Annotated in this window: 19 protein-coding genes; 4 read left to right on the top strand and 15 right to left on the bottom strand. The window is 57.7% G+C overall.

Annotated elements, in window-relative coordinates; translation table 11 throughout:
• Position 1 precedes the first annotated feature (1 nt).
• Positions 2 to 1,195, top strand: coding sequence for an ABC transporter permease (locus tag HUU60_09240; protein NUL82890.1), 1,194 nt, complete (start codon positions 2 to 4; stop codon positions 1,193 to 1,195).
• The gene (locus tag HUU60_09235) at positions 1,192 to 1,809 is read left to right on the top strand and encodes a hypothetical protein (GenBank protein ID NUL82889.1); all 618 of its coding nucleotides are present in this window, start codon (positions 1,192 to 1,194) and stop codon (positions 1,807 to 1,809) included. The genes HUU60_09240 and HUU60_09235 overlap by 4 nt, the downstream gene beginning before the upstream one ends.
• On the opposite strand, the gene HUU60_09230 is transcribed toward HUU60_09235, so the two are convergent.
• The 7 genes from HUU60_09230 to HUU60_09200 form a co-directional block, all read right to left on the bottom strand.
• Positions 1,777 to 2,508: a hypothetical protein gene (locus tag HUU60_09230; protein ID NUL82888.1), complete on the bottom strand. Its 732-nt coding sequence runs from the start codon at positions 2,506 to 2,508 to the stop codon at positions 1,777 to 1,779. The two genes, HUU60_09235 and HUU60_09230, sit on opposite strands and share 33 nt — an antisense overlap.
• The gene (locus HUU60_09225; protein ID NUL82887.1) at positions 2,505 to 3,341 is read right to left on the bottom strand and encodes a hypothetical protein; all 837 of its coding nucleotides are present in this window, start codon (positions 3,339 to 3,341) and stop codon (positions 2,505 to 2,507) included. The genes HUU60_09230 and HUU60_09225 overlap by 4 nt, the downstream gene beginning before the upstream one ends.
• The gene (locus HUU60_09220) at positions 3,338 to 4,162 is read right to left on the bottom strand and encodes a hypothetical protein (protein NUL82886.1); all 825 of its coding nucleotides are present in this window, start codon (positions 4,160 to 4,162) and stop codon (positions 3,338 to 3,340) included. The genes HUU60_09225 and HUU60_09220 overlap by 4 nt, the downstream gene beginning before the upstream one ends.
• Positions 4,159 to 4,953: a hypothetical protein gene (locus HUU60_09215; protein NUL82885.1), complete on the bottom strand. Its 795-nt coding sequence runs from the start codon at positions 4,951 to 4,953 to the stop codon at positions 4,159 to 4,161. The genes HUU60_09220 and HUU60_09215 overlap by 4 nt, the downstream gene beginning before the upstream one ends.
• A gap of 36 nt (positions 4,954 to 4,989) precedes the next feature.
• Entirely contained in the window at positions 4,990 to 5,739 is a 750-nt protein-coding gene (locus HUU60_09210) for a PEP-CTERM sorting domain-containing protein (protein NUL82884.1), read from the bottom strand.
• A gap of 77 nt (positions 5,740 to 5,816) precedes the next feature.
• A complete protein-coding gene (locus HUU60_09205; protein ID NUL82883.1) occupies positions 5,817 to 6,821 on the bottom strand; it encodes a hypothetical protein in 1,005 nt (334 codons plus the stop codon).
• 75 nt (positions 6,822 to 6,896) lie between these two features.
• Positions 6,897 to 7,988, bottom strand: coding sequence for an MFS transporter (locus HUU60_09200; protein ID NUL82882.1), 1,092 nt, complete (start codon positions 7,986 to 7,988; stop codon positions 6,897 to 6,899).
• A 30-nt stretch (positions 7,989 to 8,018) separates the two neighbouring features.
• On the opposite strand from HUU60_09200, the gene HUU60_09195 reads away from it, so the two are divergent.
• Positions 8,019 to 9,167 carry a phosphopentomutase gene (locus HUU60_09195; protein NUL82881.1) on the top strand — a complete coding sequence of 383 codons (1,149 nt, stop codon included), beginning with the start codon at positions 8,019 to 8,021 and terminating at the stop codon, positions 9,165 to 9,167.
• Here the strand turns inward: HUU60_09195 and HUU60_09190 are convergent.
• Positions 9,124 to 9,369 (bottom strand): hypothetical protein, encoded by a 246-nt coding sequence (locus tag HUU60_09190; GenBank protein ID NUL82880.1) that lies wholly within the window; start codon positions 9,367 to 9,369, stop codon positions 9,124 to 9,126. The genes HUU60_09195 and HUU60_09190 overlap by 44 nt on opposite strands.
• Before the next feature lie 90 nt (positions 9,370 to 9,459).
• On the opposite strand from HUU60_09190, the gene ftsY reads away from it, so the two are divergent.
• A complete protein-coding gene (gene ftsY, locus HUU60_09185) occupies positions 9,460 to 10,347 on the top strand; it encodes a signal recognition particle-docking protein FtsY (GenBank protein NUL82879.1) in 888 nt (295 codons plus the stop codon).
• Here the strand turns inward: ftsY and HUU60_09180 are convergent.
• The 7 genes from HUU60_09180 to HUU60_09150 all read right to left on the bottom strand — a co-directional run bounded on the left by HUU60_09180 (position 10,344) and on the right by HUU60_09150 (position 17,631).
• Positions 10,344 to 11,066, bottom strand: coding sequence for a response regulator (locus tag HUU60_09180; GenBank protein ID NUL82878.1), 723 nt, complete (start codon positions 11,064 to 11,066; stop codon positions 10,344 to 10,346). The genes ftsY and HUU60_09180 overlap by 4 nt on opposite strands.
• 61 nt (positions 11,067 to 11,127) lie before the next feature.
• Positions 11,128 to 11,748, bottom strand: a complete 621-nt coding sequence (gene upp, locus HUU60_09175; GenBank protein NUL82877.1) for a uracil phosphoribosyltransferase — start codon at positions 11,746 to 11,748, stop codon at positions 11,128 to 11,130.
• A 36-nt stretch (positions 11,749 to 11,784) separates the two neighbouring features.
• Positions 11,785 to 12,522 carry an ABC transporter substrate-binding protein gene (locus HUU60_09170; protein ID NUL82876.1) on the bottom strand — a complete coding sequence of 246 codons (738 nt, stop codon included), beginning with the start codon at positions 12,520 to 12,522 and terminating at the stop codon, positions 11,785 to 11,787.
• Positions 12,519 to 14,273, bottom strand: coding sequence for a M28 family peptidase (locus tag HUU60_09165; GenBank protein NUL82875.1), 1,755 nt, complete (start codon positions 14,271 to 14,273; stop codon positions 12,519 to 12,521). Before HUU60_09165 ends, HUU60_09170 begins: the two co-directional genes overlap by 4 nt.
• Before the next feature lie 3 nt (positions 14,274 to 14,276).
• Positions 14,277 to 15,251, bottom strand: a complete 975-nt coding sequence (locus tag HUU60_09160; GenBank protein NUL82874.1) for a PD40 domain-containing protein — start codon at positions 15,249 to 15,251, stop codon at positions 14,277 to 14,279.
• An 8-nt stretch (positions 15,252 to 15,259) separates the two neighbouring features.
• Positions 15,260 to 16,525, bottom strand: coding sequence for a histidine--tRNA ligase (locus HUU60_09155; protein NUL82873.1), 1,266 nt, complete (start codon positions 16,523 to 16,525; stop codon positions 15,260 to 15,262).
• Positions 16,522 to 17,631 carry a vitamin K epoxide reductase family protein gene (locus HUU60_09150; GenBank protein NUL82872.1) on the bottom strand — a complete coding sequence of 370 codons (1,110 nt, stop codon included), beginning with the start codon at positions 17,629 to 17,631 and terminating at the stop codon, positions 16,522 to 16,524. The genes HUU60_09155 and HUU60_09150 overlap by 4 nt, the downstream gene beginning before the upstream one ends.
• Positions 17,632 to 17,649 lie beyond the last annotated feature (18 nt).

The raw sequence follows: 17,649 nt of genomic DNA, 5'->3' as shown, positions 1-17,649 counted from the left end.
AATGAAGCGCGCTCAGCGAATCTTCTTCAAAGAGTGGCGCGAGATGTTGCGCGACCAGCGCGTCATTTTCGGCGTCTTTATCGGCCCGTTGGCTTTCACCGTGCTGATCTTCATGTTTTTGGGCAAAACCATCGAAAGCGTGGGCAAGACCGCCAAAGAAGACGTGATCGCGCTTGCGGTCTACCAGCCGCAAAACGGCGCGCCCATCTTGGAGCCGCTCAAGAAGACGGGACGCTTCAAAGTAACCGAAGTCAAGAGCCCCGACGAAGGCGAACAGATATTGAAGGACCGCAAGGCCAAACTGCTTTTGCTCTTCGATGCCGATGCGCAGCTTCAGATCATGTCGGAGCAGACGGCCCGGTTCTCCGTTCGTTTCGACCCCTCAGAGACCAAGTCCGAGATTGCCAAGCGCGTGATCGAGGAGCAAGTCGCCGCTATGAATCGGGAGATCGTCAAGAAGCGGCTGGCCGCTCGGTCGCTCAGCCCTAATCTGGCCGAACCGATCAAAGCCGAATCGAAGCCGCTCGAAGGCCGAACCGAGAACTTTATCGTCACCCTGATTCCGTACTTTCTGATGCTCTGGTCGCTGATGGGCGGGATGACCATCGCATCCGACTTGGTGGCAGGCGAAAAGGAGCGCGGCACGCTGGAGACGCTGCTGACCAGCCCAGTAACGCGCAACGAGGTCGTGATCGGCAAATTTCTGGCGCTGATGTCTCAAGCTTGGCTGGGGCTGTTGCTTCAAGTGGTCGGGTTGGGCATTGGTTGGGCACTGATGCCAAAAGGCGCCGGCGCTTCGGCGATGGGCGGCCTTCAACTAAACCCAGAGACCTTGGCGCTGGCCTTTGTCTTGATCCTTCCCTATAGCGTGCTTACCTCCAGCATCCTGTTCGCGCTTTCGACCTTTGCGCGCAATCAGCGCGAAGCGCAAGGCTACGTTACGGCGGTCAGTTTCATCTTTATGATCCCGATCATCTTTGGACAGTTCCTAGCGTTCTTCGACTTTGCTAACAAATGGTACATTGGTCTGATCCCAGTGATCAACGTTTTCAAGACCTTGCGCGACGCGCTGTCTCAGCAGATGGATTGGCAGATTTTTGGTCTGACCATGGGCAGTATGAGCGCGCTGGCGCTTGGAGCGCTCTACATATCGGCCCGCATGTTTAGGCGCGAATCGGTGCTGTTTCGAGTATGAGAAGGATCAAGCGACTGTTGGGGGCTTTGGTCGGATTGACCGCAATCGCATACGCTGGCCTACAGGTTCGCCCCAAACCGCCTGCAAAACCCGCTAGTCGCCCGTGCAAGGTTCAAGCATGGGGTCGGGGCCGCATCGCCATTGCCAGGCTTTGGGGGTTCGGCGCGCTCTATGCACCGTTTACGTGGCGGCTGGACCTTGACCCAGGCGTTGACTACGTCTTTCAGGCCAAGCTCTGCTGGTTTGGCAAGCCCGTGCTAACTGCGGGCGACGAGATGGGCAGCCCATATCCTGACGCTTGGCCCGGTTTGCCGAGCGAAGAAGAGATGATGCTTTGCGCCTACACCGCCTGGTTCGCGCCTAACAAGGCGAAGTCCGAAGAGATTGCGATAAGCCGTATACCGGGAGAAACAGGCGTCGCGAGCATTAGTCTTCGTCGGGCTGATAAGAGGCTGGGCGCGGTGAGACCCTATCGAATCGACTTTCGCTTGCCGCACGACTTTGGCTTTGGCGCTGTGGCGTCGGTCGCAACTGCCTACTGGGGCGACGAACTCCACGCCGAGCTTGAGGTGGATGGCGCGTCAGTTGGGGATGCGGAGCCACTCGAAGAGTAAGAAGTACATCCGATCGACAAAGAACGCAAACCGCGTCATCACGGTAGACCCAAAGATCGCCCCGAACGCCACCATAATCAGCAACCGCCCGACTCGCGCGGTACTTTGGATGCCTTTGTTCTTCTGCTCGAACGAGAACAAGAAGTAGATGATCGCCGAACAGAGGGTGATGAGGAAGATCGCGTTGTTAATCGCACCGGAAATGCTCAATTCTGCCGGATTGTCGGTCGAGAGGGTCATAACGGTCGGTTGCAGGCTGACCATCGATGCCTTCAGTTGAGGCAGATACTTGTTGGAGAACGCCTGAAACACTAACCCGGCCAGAAAGCCGCCCATGATCAAGATAGGCGTGCGGCTCATCCAGCCCATCTGCTTGTGGTTGGTAAAGTAGGCCAGCATTCCGACAGGGATCACGAATCCCCACATCCAGTAGCCGTCTTTGATCTTCATGAAGTAGTCGGGCACCAATTGCAGATTGACCGCCGCTACGACCACATAGCCAGCCGCCAAGCCTAGGTAAACATGCTCGACCAGGCGAAACACCGGGTTCTCTTTGTACAAAATTGAATAGATCGCCAAGGTGCCGAACGCTCCGGCAAAAGTTACCAAGCCGGGCATCCCATAGCGCGAATAAGCGCCCGAACCCAAAACCACGGTCGCAACGAATAGAAGCAGATAGAAGAGATTGGAGCGTTTCACTTCTCGCCTCGCTTGACGACGACCGCCGCGATGTTGCCGATAACGACTGCCAAGACCATCAGCCCAATCCCCGCCGATAGAGGCGCGGCGTATCTCGAACCGATTCCCAAACGGCCGATACCGGCTTTCTCGTTCAGCAGTTCATAGTCGTACGCGCCCTTGACGCCCCAAACGATCGCCTCTAACTGTCCCGCGTCAAGGTAAGGCAGCGCTTCGGGCGCCATGATAGAGGTTGGGAAAAAGATGACCGGTTTCTGCGGCAGATAGCGAATCCACGGTTCGTGAAATCCCGACGCAGAAACCTCGATGACGAGGGCGATGTCATCGAGCGACTTTATGTTCTGCATCATTGGGAAGCTGGTCATCGATCGCTTCTGAACGCCGTCGTTTCCCAAAGCCTCGATCGGGTTCGCGGCAAATGCCTTGACAAAGTTGTCGGCCTGAGGACTGTATTTGCCGGTCAGATAGTCCTCACCATAGCGATATCCGTACTCCGCCACCTTTGGCCCCAAAACCGATTGCGCCACGGGCAGGCCGGTCGGATAGAAAGTCGCCAGCACAAACTTCTTGCGCTTGGCCATCACATGGGTCAGCAAGGCAGTTAACTGAGGCATGTTTTCGCCTCGGCTGCCCAATCCCCAAGAGGAGTTGATAATGATGATCTTGTCGTCCGGCACGGCTTCGACCGCATCCCAAGCCTTTTGAGACCAGGGCAGCGGCACGGCGGGCGTTTTGATAGGCAACAGGTGCGAGATCGTAACGACCAGGAACAGCAACAGATAGAGCCAGCGCCGATCCAGGTCAAGCAGTTTCTGAGCGATCCGCGGGCTCATTGGGACGCCCCCTCGCCGAACAGGGCGCCGCGCTCAAGCCCCAGCCACATGCGCAAGCCCATCGCCAGCAGACCCAACCCGATGCCAAAATCGATCGCCCTCAGCGCGGGGGACGAGACGGTGGTCAAAAGCCATACGCCGACGTTCTCTGCTCTCAAGTTCGAAGCAATGCCTTCGCTCGGCAATCCTGAAGTGAGCAACGGACCGGCGGTAACGGCTAACAGGACGGCAAAGGCTGCTACCATCATTAGCGCGGCTTCCATCGTCTTGATGCGAAAGGCCCGATAAGCCGCCGACAAGATATAAAAGGCAATGAGCGAGAACATCGTGGCGTCCAGGTTCTGATAAAGGCCGTAGAAAAGCCACTGGTATCCGTTGACTGCCCAAGCGGGCGCTGCCTTGTTGTCCGTTGGCAGGCCTCCGTCCTCTACAAAGAGCCCAAACGTCAGCATTAGCGCCGCGCCGAACAGCAAAGCCACCGAGTAGGGCCAGTTCTCCCTTCGCTGCACCGCGTTTCGAACGTGCATCCCAGCCAGGCTAAATAGGCCAAGACCCAAAAGGATCGCGCCCAAAGTCTGATTGAGCGGCGAAACGACCGACGAGATCACCGGCGTCAGGAAGTTCGCGCCGTCGCTGCTGTTGGCCGGCAGATAAAACTCTAGGACGTAGAACAGGCCGCTAAAGAAGACGACGAAGGCGAGCAATGGCCGTCGAAACTTGTTCGGCGTCTTGCTGATCAGCCAGAGAGCCAGAAACCCGACGAGGATGGCCCCCGCCGCGCCGACCCAGTTCCAAGGCGACTCGAGCCTGTACCAGGTCACTGCTTAAGCCTCAAGAGGTCGGTCAATAGAGGCGTATCGCTAACGTGCAAGTTGCCGGTCGCCGTTAAGATGAGGCTCCCCAGCAAAATCAACAAGACGAAAGCGATCTTACCGTAGTCCTGCCCGATTAGGCTGCCCATTGCAACGGGTTCGCGGCTCAGGTAGGCGCTGGCGGCATAAAACTCGTCGCCGATGAGCACGTAGTCGCACGCCGCAATAAAGAAGGGCGTTTGCGTGATCTGGGTGGACGAAGCGATCTGTATCGCGCCGACCCTGTTGGCCGTCTCGGCAAAGATGAGCGATTCGGCGTAAAACTCGCCCATTAGAAAGGTGGCGGCGACCTGTTCGCGCAAGATCAGGCCCGAAACGCTGGCGGCAAACGCGAACTGCTCCTCGGTCAAGAAGCGCACATCGGTCGGATCGTATTGATCGGGACGGCCGGCGGCGGAATAGGCGCGTTGAACGGCATCGCGCGCCAAGGCAAAGAGCGGCGCGGTGGCAACGCAAAGGCGTATAGGCGTCGCCATCTTGCAGGCCAATGAGATAACGTAGGTAAAGATGTTGAGCGCTTGGAGCTGGATGATGCTAAATACGCCGATGCCGGGCACCATTAAGATCGGTCGCCCCATCTCGGTCGCGCGGCCTACGGCCTCATCGATCGCGTTCAGACCGGCAATCCGGCGGATAAAAGGCGCCTTGCCCTGCAATCCCGTTGCAATGCGAAGCAATATACCGGCGCAGATGGCCAGCACGAAGCCGGTCAACCACCAGTTATCGCTCGCATGGGACATCGAGATGCAGTTTCGGCGTTAGGCGCCCCTTTCCTGCTACTTTCTTCGCCGAATCAACGAAACCAAGCCTAAGCCCAGCGCCATCAAACTGCCCGGCTCTGGCGTCGTCTTCACTACATGCCGCCCATCGCCCGCATCGTGCAGCACAAAATCGGGCACGAAGAAATCGAAATGATTGGCCGGTGCGTTCGAGTGAACGTTGGCGCGAGCATCGGGATAGTCGAACACGATGCGAGGCATACCGGGCACCTCGTGTTCGGTCCATGTCGCGTTGGTCGCCGTAAACCGCTTTTCAAAATCATTGGTAAATCGGATGTTAGGATTGTTGACATCCACGAACAGCGCGCGAAAGTTGACCAAAATATCCGAGTCGAACGTACGGTTCGCACGAACAGTCATCTGTCCCAACGATGGGATAGAGGGGTTGAGCGAGACGAACACGTGAAACGACGTGCCGAATCCGAACACTGGGTTGACGCTTTGCAGAGCCAGGTCCAGCATTCGCAACTGCGTTACGCCAGAGCCGCTGGAGAGATCGATGTCCTGTAATCGGCGCACGATCGTGTCGGTAGCCCCCAGGAACGTGCTGGGCGGCAGGCCGGCCGAAGTTGGATCGATCGCGGTCGGATTGCCCATAAAGTTAACCATCTGGTTGAACGGAGCTGGAAACAGAAATCGGCTTCCGTTGGAAGACATGAGATAGTCGGTACCCGCCATGACCGTTTGAGACCAGGCAGACGCTGCAAGCGCAACAACAAGCAAGCTGATTAACCGCAGCTTTAACACGGGTTCGCCTCCTTTAGCGAGAGTGTCCTTATGAAAGACCGCGGCGAGGCGAATGCCTCGCCGCGGTAGTGATGCACTTAACGAAAGTCAGAAGTGATCCGACCAGCGATCCAGGTCATGTGTCCCGGGGATGCCTTGTCGTCGTATCGCTCCCAGGCTATCGATGTGCGGATGTTCGGCGCGCACTGATAGCCAAAGCCAAGTTGGAACTGCTCGATGTTATTGGAGCCGGCGCTGGTGTCCGGATCCCAACTGCTGAACCGAGCCCATGCGGCCCACTTGCCGTCGTCGCCTGTGGTACCGATCTCGCCAAAGTAGCCGCGAACGTCGGTCGTGGTGATAAAGCCTGGCGTGGGCATATCGCCCTGGCCGGCAGCATACTGACCGCGAACCCAGATGTTGTTCCAGTTCCAATTTCCGTCCACGCTCCATCGGTCGCGCTTTCGATTGTTGCCTGCGACATTATGATCGCCGGTCATGAAGGAGCCGCCGATCCGCCAATTGCTGGCGTTGTACCCGACGAAACCAAGAAAGTCCATCTCGTCGTTGTCGTTAGGAGCGTTCGGCCCGCTGCCGTTGTAGACGCCCGCGCCATAGTAGAACGTGCCGCGATCTTCACCGTTCATCCCGGTACCGGTGAGCGTTACCCCAATGTCTCGGGGATTGCCGCCCAAAGTCCGATCCGTGATAATGTTGCGGTCAAAGCTCCAGCGATCCACTTCGTCGGTCAGCGCGTCTTGGCTAAAAGGAACGAGGTGCTGGCCAGCCTGGAGACGAAAAGTCTCGCTCCACTGTTTGTCCAGGTAAGCGTCTTGCAGCACAAACGAACCGAGAAACGAAGAGCTATCGACATCCGAAGAAATCCGGACGGTCGACTTCTCGCTGACGGTCGCATCCAGATTGATCCGAACGTTTCGAGTCAGAAAATCCAGCGTGTCGATGTTGCCAGACGTCATGCCCGTCGTCCGAGACGACTTCAGTTCGTTGACCATCCAGCCGCCAAGCTTGATCTGTGGGTCAAAGGCCAAGGCGACTATGCTCGTCGCCGCGACCAACGTCAAACTCCATGCAATTTTGCGCATTGCGCATCCCTCCTTGGGTTGTCAGTTCGCGGCGCGCATGCTTTCCTCGTTGCGCCTACTCGCCGCTATTACCCATTATACACGGCCTTTTTCAAGATTCCTGCTACTTTTGGAAAAAATTGTCCCGGCCAGCAAGAGGGAAAAACCCGACAAAACGAGCGAACCGGCGATCCCATGCTTCGAGTAGATCAAAGGCCCGGCTCCGTAGCCCAGCGAGTATGCCCCATAAAAAAGCGCCATAGCCCTTCCCTTTGCGGCGTCGGGCGCAGATGAGTGAGCCAAACTATTGAGACTGGGAAACGCGAGACCGAAGCCGAATCCCGCCCATCCCATCGCAAGATAAAGGCTCGCGTCGGCAGTCAAGAAGGCAATAGCGCCGGTAGCCAGCATCGCGACCAATACCCCGGCGACCGCTGCCGCCATGCTCCCGTTGCGATATCGCCACATGACGATGAACGCCGCCAGTGCATATATTCCGAACGCCTGCCCCGCCGCGCGCGCGTCCGCCATGACCAAAGGCAATCGATACGGGAGCATGCTCAAAGCGCAAGTCATCGAGAACGTCATGAGGGCGACGCTGATCGCAGCCTTAAGACTCAGGATCGAAACCGTTGCCTTTTCTCTCGGCTCTCGTGGTTCGGACACCCAGGCCAAAGCCGCGACGGCCCCGACTAGCATCATTCCGCCCGCCAGAGCAAACGATGCTTGATAGCCATACCTTGCCGCCAATTGGCCCGAGATGGGCGGCGCGACGACGGCTACCGCCGCTATGACCGCCCCCAGTCGGCCGGCTGCCTTCGCGGGCGATCCTCTGTCCATGGCATAAGTAAAGAGCGAAGGCAGAAACACGGCGCCTGCCGCACCATGCAGAATGCGAAGGATTAGGAGTTGCCAAGGCGCATCGCACAAGCCGTAACCGAAGAGAATGGGCGCGGTCAGCGCAAGGCTGATCCACATCGGTCTTTGCCGGCCAAATCGATCGATCAACGGCCCGCTGACAAAGCTGAAACCAAGATTGGCCAGCGAGTAGACGCTCAGAATCAGACCGATCCAAAAGCCGTCCGCTCCGATCGACTGTGCATACTTTGACAGGACAGGCGCCAGAGCAAACGTATCGAAAAAAGCCGCAAACGCAACTGCAGCCAGCGCGCCGCGACGGGGATTCATACCCCCATTCTACCGGGTAGAATCGACCCCATGCCCCGGACGATCCTGATGGTTCTTGACGGCTGCGGCATCGGCCCCATGCCCGATGCGCCATCGTTCGGCGACGCGGGCGAAAACGAAGGCAGCACGCTGCCGAATACGGCAAGGGCCGTCGGGGGTCTTGATCTGCCGACTCTTGGATCGATGGGGCTTGGCAATATTGAACCTATCTTGGGCGTCGATCCCGTCGAAAACCCGATTGCAGACTACGGAAAATGCGGCTTCAGATCGATAGGCAAGGACAGCGTAACCGGACATTGGGAAATGATGGGCGTTATCTTGGATCGACCGTTGCCCACCTATCCGAACGGATTTCCGACCGCCCTCATCCGCGAGTACGAGAAGCGCATCGGCACGCAGACCTTGGGAAACCGTCCGGCCAGCGGCACCGAGATCATCGCGCAGATGGGCCAGTTGCACGTCGAAACCGGTTTCCCAATCGTCTATACCAGCGCCGATAGCGTCTTTCAAGTCGCCTGCCACGAAGCGATCGTGCCCATCGACAAACTTTACGAATATTGCCAAATTGCAAGGGGCCTGCTGGTGGGCGAACACGGCGTGGGCCGCGTCATCGCGCGACCCTTTGAAGACAATCCGAACGGCGGATTTGGAAGAACCGAGCGCAGAAAGGACTTTCCGCTTCCGCCGCCTCGCAATCTGTTAGACGACCTGGCAGAAGCGGGAGTCAAGGTCTGCGGACTTGGGGTTGTGCCAGAACTCTTTGCTGGACGCGGTTTTGCCTATACGGAGCGGACGCAATCAAATCCAGAGCATTGGGATGCGCTCTGTCGAGCGTTAGAAAGAGACGAGCCGTTCATCTTTGTCAACTTCGAAGACTTTGATATGTTGTACGGCCATCGAAACGATCCGCAAGGCTTTGCAAAAGCGCTCGAAGAGTTCGACGCCCGCCTGGCCGACTTTCTACAGGCAATGCCGAAAGATTGCGAGCTGATCGTTACTGCGGATCACGGCAACGACCCGACGACTCCGAGCACTGACCATTCGCGAGAATATGTACCCTTGTTATGGCATCGGCCGGGCGAGCCCGGCCGATGCCTTGGTGTCATAGACACCCTCTCCACAATAGCAGAGGCCGTTAGGCGCTCTTTTTCTTGCGGCGAGGGCCTCGAACGTTTTTAAGTCCGAAGCGATACTTGGCAAATGCCTCGTCGAATTTCCCATCGGCAATCATCTTGGCGAACTGCTTGGCGCCGTCCATTTTTGCCTGATTGGGCTTACGCTTGCGGATAGCATTCAACGCCTCATCCATGGATAGTTGACCCTCCTTGAACTGCTTCAACAAACTGGAGAGATAGCTCCTGCGATCGTCTACTTGCGGCATACAAGGTTCCTCCACGCTATTTGTTGTGCCTATAATACCCCACATGGCTGTCGATTTCTACGCAAAAACCCTGACAGGTAGAATCTCTCTATGCGGCTGGGGGGAATACGAGATTGGCTGAAGAAAGCGGGCAGCGCGCTCTCCTTTGGAAGGACATTAGATGAAGCGTTGTTGGACGAACTGGAAGAAACGCTGATAACCGCCGATGTTTCGCCCAGATTGGCAGAATCTTTGGTCGAAGACCTGCGCATCGAAGCCAAGGCGAATCGCATTCGAGAAGCCAGCGACCTTAGAGACTTGCTGAAGGGTCGTTTGATCGAGATGCTTGGGGAGCCGACTCCCTTGCGGGAAGGGCCAGGCCGACCGTCGGTCTGGCTGTTCGTTGGCGTCAACGGCGCAGGAAAGACCACGACCATTGCCAAATGCGCCCAAATGCTTAGAAAGCGCGGCAAGCGATGCCTGGTTGCGGCGGGCGACACTTTTCGAGCGGCGGCCATCGAGCAGCTTCAGATTTGGGCGGATCGCGTGGGCGCCGAGATGGTTCGCCATCAAGACGGCGCCGATCCGTCCGCCGTAATCTTCGATGCGATCGAGGCGGCCAAAGCGCGAGGCATCGACTTTGTGTTGGCCGATACCGCCGGGCGACAGCACACCAAGCATAATCTGATGGAAGAGTTGGCCAAAATTGCCCGTGTAACCGAGAAGGCCCTTGGCAGACCCGCCGACGAGGTCGTTCTCGTCTTGGACGGCGCAGCCGGCCAGAACGCCATTCGTCAGGCCGAGGCGTTTTCAAAATCGGCCGGGGTTACCGGTATCGCTTTGGCAAAAATGGACGGCGCGTCGAAGGGCGGCGCCGCCCTATCAATTGTGAGCGATCTGGGAGCGCCGGTTAAACTCATTGGAACAGGCGAAAGCGCCGACGATTTGCAGGTCTTTGATGCAACCGAGTTTGCCGACGCTCTAATCGGCGCGGACTAACTTTTGAGCCTACTGATGTATCCGACCAGTTGTGGATGCGATTCCGGCTCGACCGATAGCAGCTGCATCCCCATCAGATGAGCGATCTGCCCTTCGTCGATGGTTCCTTGCGTCCTCACGATCTCACCGGTGCCTTCGATAGTAACGTCCTGAATGTCGATCGCTAACCGCAACTTCGAGCCGCATCGAAGCGATTCGGCCGCCTTCATCAGCAAGCCGCCCTCGCTGATCTGCTCTAAGTCGCCTTGCAAGATTCTCAGCGCACGTTCGTCCATAGTCGCCATGCGCACGCTGCCTTCCGCCTCGAACCTTGGGTGGCGCCGACGCTCCGTGCTGGCGCACATGGGGTTGCTGCTCATGCCCATAGCCGCCCTTACGGTGGCAATCAGCGTCGCGAGGTCAAATGGTTTGTAAAGCACCGCATCGACCAGATCGAGCGGAAACCCCAGCGCCTTGTCGTCGGAAAAATAGGCCGTTACGGCAATGGCTCGAGCATTGGGGCAAAGGGACTTGAGCCGGGAAAGCAACGCTCCTCCCAATCCGTCGGGCAAACGGAGGTCGCATATGATGAGGTCGTAACACCCTTCGGAGCAGGCCGATTCGGCTCCGCGACAGGTCGAGCGCCTATCGGCCTCAAACCCTTCTCGCTGAAGCGCCGCCACAAATAGCGAACTGATCGACGAATCGTCTTCAACGACCAACGCCCGATTGCCATCCATAGCCAACTGCCTTCCTTTCGTAAGAGATAGGTCCGAATAACTCTGAAAATTATACCTGCATTTATTGGGTTCCATAGAGTCGATCGCCAAAATCGCCTAAGCCCGGCAGTATGTACTTCAGGTCGTTCAAGTCGCGATCGAGGGAGGCGGTATAGACATCAATGTTCGGAAATCGGTCGAGCACGCGGCTAACCCCTTGCGGTGCGGCCACCACGCAGATTTTGGAGACGTCGTCGGCGCCATGCTCGTAAAGCGCTGCGATGGCCTGCTCGGCGCTGCCGCCCGTCGCCAGCATCGGATCGAGCAAGAGCGTTTTCCGTCCGGCCAACGGCGGGAGCTTGCAATAGTAGTTTCTGGCCACCGCCGTTCGTTCGTCCCGCTCCAAGCCGATGTAGCCGACCGCTACGTCGGAAAAGAGCTGCACGATCGGCTCGACCATGGCCAAACCGGCTCTTAGGATCGGCACGATCACAAGCGATTTTGCCAACGCAAAGCCCTCGCAACTTTCCAATGGGGTGCGCACTGAGGTTGGCTTTAGACCCAGGTCTCTCGTCGCTTCGATGGCCAGGATGGTCGTCAATTGCCTGGCCAGACCGCGAAATCGCGCAGGCTCCGTGCGGGCGTCTCTCAGCTCGGTCAGGATGTGCTTGGAGAGCGGATGCTCGATGACTTTCAGTCCCATTCAGGCCACTATTCTTCGCAGCGCGGGCTATATCCTTCAACCGCGGGAGATTATTCGGGAGGCCAGGCTCAGCGCAAGCGCGATGCGCGGGCCAGCGCGCGTGAAGACGTCCGCATCGACCGCATGGACCCGCCTGTTGACGACCGCGGGCACATTGCGCCAGCGACGATCGCCTCGGATCGATTTTGCGCCTCCTGTCGTCGTCAGGATGACCTGAGGCTTTGCGCTCACGATCCGCTCCATATTGACCGACACAAACTGCCCAGCGGTCTTGGCCAGCACGTTTCGACCGCCGGCCAATTCGATCAGTTCGTGCGCATAACAATCCTTCGCTGCAGCCCAGATGGGATCGGCTCCCAGTGCGAACAGACACGCTGGGGGCGTCTTGGGACGATTGCGCTTGGCGGACGCAATGCTTGCTTCGAATTGCTGGTCGATCGCCTGAGCCGAGGCGCCGACCGCCGTTGCAACCTTCTTGATGAACTGTCGAAGTTCGCCGATCGTTTTGGCATCGCCGTGCAAAACGTTCAGCTTAAGCCTCTTGAGCGCCTGGATTGCTTGAGCATTCAGAAACGTGTGGGCGACGACCAAGTCCGGCTTGAGCGCGACGACGGTCTCGACCCGGGTCTTGCTATCGCCGATCTTGGCGATCTTCTTAGTCTCGGGCGGGTAGTCGCAAAACTCGGTAACGCCTACCATGCGCCCGCCAACGCCAAGGGCGAACAGAATCTCCGTGTTGCTCGGCGTCAGCGAGACGATGCGTTGCGGCTTCATGCCCCCGGCGCTTCGGGCGTCAGATCGATCTCTAAGGTTTTGCCTTCGCGAATAATCTTGACCTTGATCGCCTTTCCTGGCGATAAGCCCTGAAACGCTTCGGCCAAATCCTCGATGCCTGTAATCTTAGTACCGGCCAACTCGATCACCCGATCGCCCGCCTTCAATCCTGCTCGCTCGGCAGGAGAGTTGTCCGATACGCCCGACAACAGCAGACCCTGACCGCCGCCATCGCCATAGTCCGGCACAAAGCCGATTCTGACTCGCGAACCTGCTCGACCGGCCGTCGGTTGAGGTTCTGGTTGTCGCGAGGCTTCCTGACTGCCGCCCGACCACATCAGGTCGGTCAAGAATCCGGACGTCTTGTTGAATGCGAGCTTCTCTTTGCGCTCGTCCAAGGCGACGACTACGTTCTTGGTTACCTTGGCAATGCGTGCGGCGCCGTCGTAATTCACCTTGTCCGGCGTATCGCTTGCGCGATGGTAATCGTCGTGCAACCCGGTGAAGAAGAAGAGCACGGGGATGTTCTTCTGGAAGAAACTCGAGTGATCGCTCGGCCCAAGTCCGGCTTCGTCATAGCGAAATTGCAGACCTTCGCTATTGGCTTTGTCAACGATGCTGCGCCAATCGGGAGACGTTCCGACGCCGCCCACCAACACCATGTCTCGCTTCAAACGACCGACCATGTCTAAGTTGATCATGGCTACCATCTTCTCGACCGGCACGGTCGGATTGGCGACATAGCGCGCAGAACCCACCAACCCCAACTCCTCCGCGTTAAAGGCCATAAAGAGCACGCTCCTCTTCAACGGCGGGGTTTGGGCGGCCAGCGTATGCGCCAGCTCGATCATGACAGAGGTGCCCGAAGCGTTGTCGTCGGCGCCCAGATGGGCGTCGGTGTTGCCAAAATCCATTGCGCCCGTCTCGCCGTATCCCAAGTGATCGTGGTGCGCTCCGATCACAATCACCTCGTCTTTCAGCTTCGGATCGCTCCCTTCCAACATCCCGACCACATTGTGCGCCTTGTCGGTCTTAGTCTCCACCTTGGCATGAAACCGAACTCGTATTGCTGGCGGAGTTCCCTTGCCCGCCTTGAACGCCTCCTGCCACTCGGACGATTCGAACGCAGAGGCTCGGGCCATGATCGCAGGCAACAACGCAGAGCCGCGCTGGAAGGCCGCAAAACTGCCTGTGCCGACATCCACAAAGATCGCGCCCTTGGCGCCCTTTTCGTTTGCAACTCTGGCCCGGTTTCTTAGATTGGTCTGTCCCGCCCGTCCCGGCGCAGTTCGCAGAATAACAGCGATCTTCCCGTTCACGTCGATTCCGGCATAGTCGTCCTGCTCGTCGTTCACAATGCCCGATCCGACGAAGACGCACTCGCCTTCCACAGGCTCCTGCACGGTAAAGCCGACAGGCACAAAATCCGTGCCTGCAACGCTCTTCCACTCCCCTCTGCTGTTAACGGCAAACGAACTGTCTGGGCTAGGGATGCTCCGAGGCGCCAAGTTGAACTCGTAGAGATAGCCGCCCTCGACGTTGCCCATTGGCTTTAGGCCCGCCTTCTTGAACTCCTCGGCAACGTAGAGCGACGCCTTGTAGGAACCCTCGGACGGCGCAAAGCGACCGGCCAAAGCCGGCGAAGCCAGATGCTCGACGTGCCGACGGATGTTGGACGCCGTCAGCTCGCGATTGGAAAATACGAGCGCGGCGAGCAAACTAAGAGAAACAAGCACAAAAGCTTTTTTCATGGATTACCTCTTCACATCGACCCAATCGGCGATAAACACGTTCGTCTCTCCCGGGGTCTTGGCATTGCGATTGGACGAGAACAGCAGCTTTCGTCCATTCTTAGAGAACATCGGAAAACCGTCAAAGTCGGGCGTCGTTGTAACCTGGCTCAAACCCGAACCATCGACATTGATCATGAAAAGATCGAACTCTCGGCCCCGCGGGTTTGTGTGGTTGCTAGAAAAGATGATCTGGCGATTGCCCGGACGCATGAAAGGCGCAAAGTTCGCGCCGCCCAACTGCGTGATCTGCCGCCGGTTCCGTCCATCCGAATCCATGATCCAAAGCTCCATCTGACTAGGCCGCACCAGGTTCTTGGCCAACAGACTCTTATACTCCTCGATCTCCGTTGGGTTCCGAGGATGATAGGCGCGATAGACGATCTTCTTGCCGTCCCAGCTGTAAAACGCGCCGCCATCGTAGCCCTGCTGATCGGTCAGCTTCGTCCACTTCTTGGTCCGCAGTTCGATCTCCCACAAATCCAAATCGCCGTCGCGGTTGGAGGTCAGCAGAATCTTCTTGCCGTCGGGAGAAAACGACGCCTCGGCACAATAGGCATCGCCGTCGGACAAAGCCTCTCGGTTGCTTCCGTCCGCATTGGCCATAAACAGGCGATAGGGATGCAACGGCCAGACATAGCCCTGAGACCGATCGGCCGGCGGCGGCGGTTTTGGGTCTTTCCAATCCGTGCTGCTATAGATGATCTTCTTGCCGTCCGGCGAGAAAAAGCCGCACGTGCATCGCCCTTTGCCGGTCGATACCAGGTTTACATGGCTTCCATCGGCGTTCATCGTAAACATCTGGTCGGCATCGAAGGGCGGGCGGGTCGACTGAAAGATGATTCGGCGTCCGTCCGCCGAAAAGTAAGCCTCGGCGTTTTCGCCGCCAAAGGTCAGTTGCCGGATATTGCGAAGATTAGGCTCGTTGGCTCGGAACATGGCCAAGTTTACCTTTGCAATCGTCGGGCGAGTTCTGCCAGGGCGACGCTTTCTTGCTCGTTTGCGTCAAGATTTTTGAGGGTTATGGCGCCCGCAGCCAACTCGTCATCGCCGAGAATGGCCGCGAATCGAGCCTTTGACTTGTCCGCCAAACGCATCTGGGCCTTTAAGCTCCGATCGTTATGGTCGAACTCGACCGCCAGGCCCTTTCGTCTCAGCGACGAGGCGATCTCAAACCCCTTTGCCTTGGCCGCGGCGCCCATGTGGATGATGAACAGATCTGGTCGAGGCTCTTCTGATACCGAGACTCCCAACTCTTCTATCATAATCAGCAGCCGCTCAATCCCGATCGCAACCCCGACCGCCGGAGTTGCAGGACCGCCCAACTCTTCAATCAGACCGTCATATCGACCGCCGCCGCAAAGCGCATTCTGAGCGCCCAATGCCCCGCCCAACACCTCGAAAGCCGTATTCGTATAGTAATCCAAGCCTCGCACCAAACGATGATTGCGCCGATAAGCGACGCCCAGATCGTTCAAACGAGCCTGAACCTCGTCAAACTTCGCTCGGCATTGGTCGCAAAGAAAGGGATCGATCGCGGGCGCATCGGCCATTGCCTCTTGACAAGCCGGGTTCTTGCAATCCAACAGACGCAAAGGATTCTTCTCCATCCGGTCCAAGCAAAGACCGCACAGCAGATTTTCCTTCGACCGCGCATATTCCAACAGCGCCTGTCGGTAGGCCGGTCTGCACGTTGCATCCCCAACGCTGTTGATCTGCAAGCTCAACGCATCGTCGGGCAGACCAAGACGCTTGAAAAAGTCCATCGTCAGCGCGATGATCTCGGCATCGGCCGTCGGACTCTCCGGTCCAATCACCTCCAGGCCCAGTTGGTGCGCCTGGCGCTGTCGCCCTTTTTGAGGCCGCTCGTACCGAAAGATGCTGATCGCGTAGAAAAGCTTCAGACAGTCCGACTCTGCGCCAAGGCTGTGTTCCAAATAGGCCCGCGCGATCGGCGCGGTGCCCTCGGGGCGCAGGGTCAGCGACCGGCCGCTTCGATCCTCAAACGTGTACGTCTCTTTCGTGACGATGTCCGCCGTATCGCCCAAGCTTCTGGTAAAGAGATCGCTGTGCTCGAAAACCGGAGTCCGAATCTCGCGATAGCCGTAATCCCGGCAGACGGCGCGGAAGGCATCCTCCACAAACCGCCATTTGTGGCTCTCCGACGGCAGAATGTCACGCGCGCCCTTGGGCGCCTGATAGCGTCCCTTCATGGACTGATCAAGTACTCCCTAATCTCAGGCTTCTCCATCACGCGCTTGAACGCAGGAATGCCGGGCGCAACGTACTCCTTGCCTCGAAACAGCACAAAGAAGTAGGGCGTCGAATCGACTCCTAACTTTGCGCCTTCTTGGTGATCCTGATAGATATTCTGGAAATGCCGATCCTCTCCGATGGCTTTCTTGATCTCCTCTCGGTCCAGTCCGTAAGAAGGCGCAATGTCCAGTACCTTGTCCAAATCGGTCAGACTGATCTGATTCTCATAGATGTGCTTGTGAATCTCCCAAAACTTGCCTTTTCGACCGGCCTCCTCGCTCAGCGTCGCCATCGGCCAGGCCAATTTATGCAGATCGACGAGCGGAAAATGGCGAAAAACGAACTTGATCTTGCTTGGAAAAGCGCCCAACAGGTCGTTCTCTACATAGTTGAACGCGCCTTGGCAAGAGGGGCATTGGAAGTCGCTAAACTCGATCACGGTCAACTCGGCGTTCGGGTTGCCCTTGATCCAGCCGCGCTCGGTCAACAGACGAACCCGCTCCGGGTCCAGTGTGCGGGTGGTCGACTTGAACTGTCGGACGTACTGTGTGTAGGTGTAGCCCGATCCAGCGGCCAAAACCAGAGCCGCCGACAGGAGCGCTGCGCCTAAACGGGCCGTCTTGTGCCGCTCGATAGCGGGCGGCGATCCGCGCTCGGTCCAGGCGAGCAACGTAGCGACCAGATTGGTAACCGCCGCGCTCAGGCACCACCAGCAAGGCGACGGCACCTTCAACACCGCAAACTGAATGTAAGTAAAGAAAGCGAAGCCTGCAAAGCCCATTAACGAAGCGATCTTCAGGAACATCCTATGCGACAGCCAACTCTCGGGATATTGAGCGCGGCTGAGACCGATCGCGGCCAACACCGCAAAGTAGACCAGACCCAGCGCCGCGGTCGGAATGCCGGCCCATTCGCTATAGATGGACGCCGACACCATGCTGCACCCGCCGCCTCCGCAAGGCAACTGAATAATCTTGGCGTGCGACAGCCAAAGATTGCCGCTGATGAAGACTCCCAGAGCGGCAAAGGTAACGATCAAAAGATTTCGAGCAATCTGACTCATAGACCTCTCCTAAGAAGG

This window comes from Armatimonadota bacterium (genome assembly GCA_013359125.1).
Classification (GTDB): domain Bacteria; phylum Armatimonadota; class Fimbriimonadia; order Fimbriimonadales; family GBS-DC; genus JABWCR01.
Note: the sequence above shows the minus strand (reverse complement) of the source record. Positions and strands in the feature narration are given on the sequence as shown.

Excerpts from the sequence above, each read along its gene's own strand:
- HUU60_09225 (NUL82887.1), bottom strand. The coding sequence starts at position 3,341 with ATGAGCCCGCGGATCGCTCAGAAACTGCTTGACCTGGATCGGCGCTGG.
- upp (NUL82877.1), bottom strand. The coding sequence starts at position 11,748 with ATGGGACTGAAAGTCATCGAGCATCCGCTCTCCAAGCACATCCTGACC.
- HUU60_09200 (NUL82882.1), bottom strand. The coding sequence starts at position 7,988 with ATGAATCCCCGTCGCGGCGCGCTGGCTGCAGTTGCGTTTGCGGCTTTT.
- HUU60_09240 (NUL82890.1), top strand. The coding sequence starts at position 2 with ATGAAGCGCGCTCAGCGAATCTTCTTCAAAGAGTGGCGCGAGATGTTG.
- HUU60_09155 (NUL82873.1), bottom strand. The coding sequence starts at position 16,525 with ATGAAGGGACGCTATCAGGCGCCCAAGGGCGCGCGTGACATTCTGCCG.
- HUU60_09235 (NUL82889.1), top strand. The coding sequence starts at position 1,192 with ATGAGAAGGATCAAGCGACTGTTGGGGGCTTTGGTCGGATTGACCGCA.
- HUU60_09150 (NUL82872.1), bottom strand. The coding sequence starts at position 17,631 with ATGAGTCAGATTGCTCGAAATCTTTTGATCGTTACCTTTGCCGCTCTG.
- HUU60_09205 (NUL82883.1), bottom strand. The coding sequence starts at position 6,821 with ATGCGCAAAATTGCATGGAGTTTGACGTTGGTCGCGGCGACGAGCATA.
- HUU60_09170 (NUL82876.1), bottom strand. The coding sequence starts at position 12,522 with ATGAAGCCGCAACGCATCGTCTCGCTGACGCCGAGCAACACGGAGATT.
- HUU60_09190 (NUL82880.1), bottom strand. The coding sequence starts at position 9,369 with ATGCCGCAAGTAGACGATCGCAGGAGCTATCTCTCCAGTTTGTTGAAG.
- HUU60_09215 (NUL82885.1), bottom strand. The coding sequence starts at position 4,953 with ATGTCCCATGCGAGCGATAACTGGTGGTTGACCGGCTTCGTGCTGGCC.
- HUU60_09180 (NUL82878.1), bottom strand. The coding sequence starts at position 11,066 with ATGGATGGCAATCGGGCGTTGGTCGTTGAAGACGATTCGTCGATCAGT.
- HUU60_09160 (NUL82874.1), bottom strand. The coding sequence starts at position 15,251 with ATGTTCCGAGCCAACGAGCCTAATCTTCGCAATATCCGGCAACTGACC.
- HUU60_09195 (NUL82881.1), top strand. The coding sequence starts at position 8,019 with ATGCCCCGGACGATCCTGATGGTTCTTGACGGCTGCGGCATCGGCCCC.
- ftsY (NUL82879.1), top strand. The coding sequence starts at position 9,460 with ATGCGGCTGGGGGGAATACGAGATTGGCTGAAGAAAGCGGGCAGCGCG.
- HUU60_09165 (NUL82875.1), bottom strand. The coding sequence starts at position 14,273 with ATGAAAAAAGCTTTTGTGCTTGTTTCTCTTAGTTTGCTCGCCGCGCTC.